Genomic DNA, 3923 nt, shown 5'->3' on the forward strand with positions numbered 1-3923 from the left:
CATATGATTTGGTCTTTTATTATTCTTGTTATATAAATTATTTACATTTAGACTTGTAGAACAGGAATACGGAGCACCAACAGAACTTAATTATCCCGCTATTATTATACGCTGGCAGCTGGTATTCTAGAGAGAATTCCAACATATAAAGATCAAATTATTCAACTGACTAAGGATTTTATGTTTCGATTGGATTGTGGCTTTCTATTTTCCTTAAAGGAATCCAGAAAAGGCTTCCTTCACTATCCATTCGTTACGGTCTAATGGACGTTGATTATGATTATGTACCAATCTAAAATATTTTTGTTAGCAAGACCTTTAACTAGGCCTTTAGTCAAAAGGTATAGAGCCAGGTCCTCTAGAATCTTTAAATACAACCATGCAGCATATAAAATACGCCTATCTACCAATAGAAATTTGCAAGCTAATCTAGTATTCTTTAATACTAAAAACAAATAATGAAGACGAAACATTTAGTGTGAAAATAATAGAAGAGAAATCGGGAGGTATGATTATGTTAGAGTTCGAAGGATATATAGACGAAAACGCCAAAATTAAGGTAATTGGAGTTGGCGGCGGGGGAAACAATGCCGTGAACCGGATGATTGAGGACGGTGTAGAGGGCGTTGAGTTTATTGCCGTTAACACGGATGCTCAGGCTCTTAAACAATCGAGGGCAGAGATTACGATGCAGATTGGCTCTAAGTTGACAAGAGGCTTAGGGGCGGGCGCAAACCCGGAGGTAGGAAGGAAGGCAGTTGAAGAAAGTAAAAAACAGATCCAAGAATTATTAAAAGGCGCTGACATGGTTTTCGTCACAGCTGGAATGGGTGGTGGCACAGGAACAGGAGCAGCGCCTGCTATTGCAAAAATTGCCCGTGAACTTGGTGCCTTGACGATTGGAGTGGTCACGCGTCCATTCAAATTCGAAGGGCGCAAGCGTTCTGCCAATGCGGCCAGCGGCATTGAGCTCATGAAGGAAGCCGTAGACACATTAATTATTATTCCCAATGATCGCCTGTTGGAGATAGTCGATAAAAAAACACCTATGGTTGAAGCTTTCCGTGAAGCAGATAATGTTCTTCGCCAAGGGGTTCAAGGGATTTCGGATTTAATTGCTTTGCCGGGTTTGATCAACCTTGATTTTGCAGACGTGAAAACGATTATGTCCAATCAAGGAACAGCCCTAATGGGAATCGGTTTAGCCAAAGGAAAAGATAGAGCCATTGAAGCCGCAAAGGCAGCCATTGAAAGTCCTTTACTTGAAACATCTATCACAGGCGCCCGTGGTGTATTAATGAACATTACAGGCGGCAGTGATTTAAGTTTATTTGAAGTCCAAGAGGCCGCAAGCATCGTTGCTTCTGCTTCAGACGATGAGTTAAACATGATTTTTGGCTCTGTGATTAACGAGAACTTAAAAGATCATATTTTAGTAACCGTAATAGCGACAGGTTTTACAGAAAAGGATATTCCACCATCAAAACTGGCTCCCCCTGCAAAAGAAGGGATATCGGACGCGCGTCTAGAAGTACAACATGCCTATGCTCATAGAATTGAGCGTGAAGGAAACCCTCAAAATGATAGGAAACAACCGCAGCCGTCAATCGAATCTCTAGATATCCCTGCCTTTTTACGTAATCGAAGAAACCGGTGATTAAGAAATGACTTTTTATGTTCACTTACATTATAGCTGATCATAGATTTGAAGAACGTAGTTATGTAAGTGGATGGTTGATTAATCATGAAAGGTGCTGGATCGTTAATGAATCAGTATTTGACGATGAAAGAACTAAAAGATGCACTACCAGAGCTCGTATCGGTTAACAATGAACTTACAAACATGAAGAAACTAGTCAGCTTTTTGGTTCAACAAAATGAGCAATCTCGCCTCCAGCAGAATAAGGTTAGAGAACAAAATCAGCAACTTATTCATGAAGTACAAGAATTAAGACAAACAATTGAGGAAATTATGACAGAACAGAAAATGGAACATGAAAAAGTTGCTTCACAATTAGAATGGATCATAGCTACGCAGCAAAAAAGCGTGGAAACAAAGAAAAGTAAATGGCTTTGGCAAAAGTTATTTGAGTAAAAAGATTACCACTTTGACCATTGAGAGGGATTCGAAACCCATCAAAAGCATCTCACAAGTCCATGCATATGTCCTCAGAAAAGAACAAGTCGCCTAGCCTATCTATATTGATATTGGGTACAAATAACCAACTTATTTTCGCTTTTATAGGACAAGTTGGGATCTGGGAAGGCTGAATGTAAGGAGGCGATGTATGGATGGAGACGTTTGAAGCGTTGTCGTTGATGATTAGCTTTGGGATGTTGGTAATCGCCGTTCTGCAGTTTAAAGATAAGGATAAAAATTCTTGAACACGCTGAAAAAAGCGTGTTTTTTTGTGAATAATTAATCCTTTATAAAAAGAAACGTTTATTCTTTTCATATTTCCAATACTTTCTTTAACATCCTCAAAGATTATAGCAAGCAAGTCAAACCATGAAGCTCCTTCCTGAAACGGGTTATTCTTATTAAAGATATTTTAGAACCTGTTTTAATAGACAGCATTCCAATGAAAACCAAAAAGAATGAAAGGCTTGATTGCCTTTTTTGTTTATCTTCATGAATCTTTCGACACTGCCGAAAGGTTTTTTTATATTCTATAAGGTTTAATGCTTAGGAAGATAAAGGCTTTGTTTCAATATGAGAATTTTATGAGTCAAATGATTGTTAGCTTATTGAAACGGTCGTAACACAATTATAAAGTGCTTGTTCTTTTTCTCGGAATATTCTGTGTTAAGATTGACATCGATTGTTAGATCAGAGATAGGAGGTTATGAAGTGTTAAAATACTTGTTTTCATTGATTGCAGCAATAACCCTCTGGTGTTCCATCGGTGCTGACACCCAAGCGAAGGAAGTAGTTGTAAAGAAAGGAGATACACTTTGGGCAATTGCCAATAGACATAATGTTTCAGTCCAAGAACTTAAAAAATGGAATGGGCTATCTACAGAACTCATCCAACCAAATGATAAACTTGAAGTTTCTCCAGAAAAATATTACATAGTTGAATCTGGCGATACACTCTGGAATATTGCTCAAACATATCGTGTTACCTTAGAAGATCTAAATGAATGGAATAACTTAAATTCTGATCTTATTAGACCAGGATTAAAGCTCATTATTTTTCCAAATTCAGCTGCTCAGTCAGCCGTTCAATCTAAAACCCTTTCGGTTACTGCAACTGCTTATACAGCTTATTGTGAAGGCTGCACTGGTATAACTAAAACAGGAATTAATTTAATAGCGAATCCGGATCAAAAAGTGATCGCGGTTGATCCCAAGGTTATTCCGTTAGGATCTAAGGTTTTTGTTGAAGGCTACGGTTATGCAACTGCTGAAGATATTGGCAGTGCAATTAAAGGGAATAAAATTGATCTGTTTATTCCCACATTAGAATCAGCCTTACAATGGGGTAGAAAGCAAGTAAATGTAACCATAATAGATTAATAACTTCGGACCACTGGTATTGTGGTCCATTTTTAAAATGTTTTTTAAGATATCTTACAAAATGCCTTTATGAGATTTTGGAAACATTGTATCCTATCGTTTTCGTCAAGTAAATAAGTATTGAAAATTTCATTTTCTAACATTGAAATGATTCTCACGGTCACATCTTCCTTATGCGAGCCTCTTACTCTATCGTTACCAAGTAGGCATAATATTTCTCTTTCATAGTATTCGACAGTTCCAAATAACACAGTCGACAAAGTATTCACCCCCAGAACAGTACAATAAATCAACTTCTAACTACTAATTTGCTCTGATTAGATTCTAATCTATTAATTACAGAATATTAACTTTACCATTCAGCATTGTGATCATACGACTTTAAAATGGGAAATTCAACATT

At 37.3% G+C, this 3923-nt stretch carries 3 protein-coding genes and 2 pseudogenes; all 5 read left to right on the forward strand.

The window, feature by feature from the left end:
* Nucleotides 1-67: 67 nt before the first annotated feature.
* Nucleotides 68-213 (forward strand): annotated as a pseudogene (locus V7164_RS16255) (IS5/IS1182 family transposase); the annotation flags it as partial.
* A gap of 301 nt (nt 214-514) precedes the next feature.
* Nucleotides 515-1466, forward strand: a pseudogene (gene ftsZ, locus V7164_RS16260) (cell division protein FtsZ); the annotation flags it as partial.
* 278 nt (nt 1467-1744) lie between these two features.
* Nucleotides 1745-2095: a hypothetical protein gene (locus V7164_RS16265; RefSeq protein ID WP_335354602.1), complete on the forward strand. Its 351-nt coding sequence runs from the start codon at nt 1745-1747 to the stop codon at nt 2093-2095.
* A gap of 197 nt (nt 2096-2292) precedes the next feature.
* Nucleotides 2293-2385 carry a putative holin-like toxin gene (locus tag V7164_RS16270; protein WP_335354603.1) on the forward strand — a complete coding sequence of 31 codons (93 nt, stop codon included), beginning with the start codon at nt 2293-2295 and terminating at the stop codon, nt 2383-2385.
* Between the two features lie 466 nt (nt 2386-2851).
* On the forward strand, nt 2852-3520 hold the full coding sequence (locus V7164_RS16275; RefSeq protein ID WP_335354604.1) for a 3D domain-containing protein: 669 nt from the start codon (nt 2852-2854) through the stop codon (nt 3518-3520).
* Nucleotides 3521-3923: the final 403 nt, after the last annotated feature.

It is taken from the genome of Bacillus sp. JJ1474, assembly GCF_036965225.1.
GTDB lineage: Bacteria > Bacillota > Bacilli > Bacillales > Cytobacillaceae > Cytobacillus.